The 584-nt window shown below is 41.4% G+C and carries 1 pseudogene; it reads right to left on the bottom strand.

From position 1 onward, the window contains the following. A pseudogene (locus J7R05_RS07565) lies at window positions 1-584 on the bottom strand (protein translocase subunit SecDF); the annotation flags it as partial.

The raw sequence follows: 584 nt of genomic DNA, 5'->3' as shown, positions 1-584 counted from the left end.
AGAGGGCACTAAATGAAAAGTCATCTTAGCGGTTGTTCCTAAAAGATCACGCAGCTGTTTTGGGCCTTGCAAGCCTGGCAATTGAACCATAATACGCTCGGTTCCTACTTTTTGGATGGCTGGTTCAGTAACTCCAACTTGATCTATACGGCGACGGATGATTTCTAAGCTTTGTTCAATAGCATTGCTAATACAATCCTTAATATAGGCTTCAGTCAATGTAACACGAATAGTTTGATTTTGGGCACTGATAGTGATGTTATTGGCTGGAGTGCCAAAGCTATTGTATATGGGGGTTATTAATGTTTTCAAAGCAGAGAGTGTTTTTTCAGTTTGTAATGGATCAGAAATAAGTGCAACAACGCCCCCTTCGATAATACGGATACTCGAGGTACGGATTTGTTTTTCACGGAGTGTATTACGCACATTTCCTAAAAGGATATGCAGTTGATCGCGCTTCAATGTTTTGCCATGCACGTCAAGTAGGAGAGAAGAACCTCCTTGAAGGTCAAGTCCAAGTGTCGCACGGGTGTTGGTTAAGAATTGTGAGTTTGTAACCTGTTCTTGCGAAAACAAATTGGGTA

This window comes from Bartonella capreoli, from assembly GCF_902813205.1.
In the GTDB taxonomy this organism is placed as follows: Bacteria; Pseudomonadota; Alphaproteobacteria; order Rhizobiales; family Rhizobiaceae; genus Bartonella; species Bartonella schoenbuchensis.
This window is presented reverse-complemented; position numbering and strand designations above follow the sequence as displayed.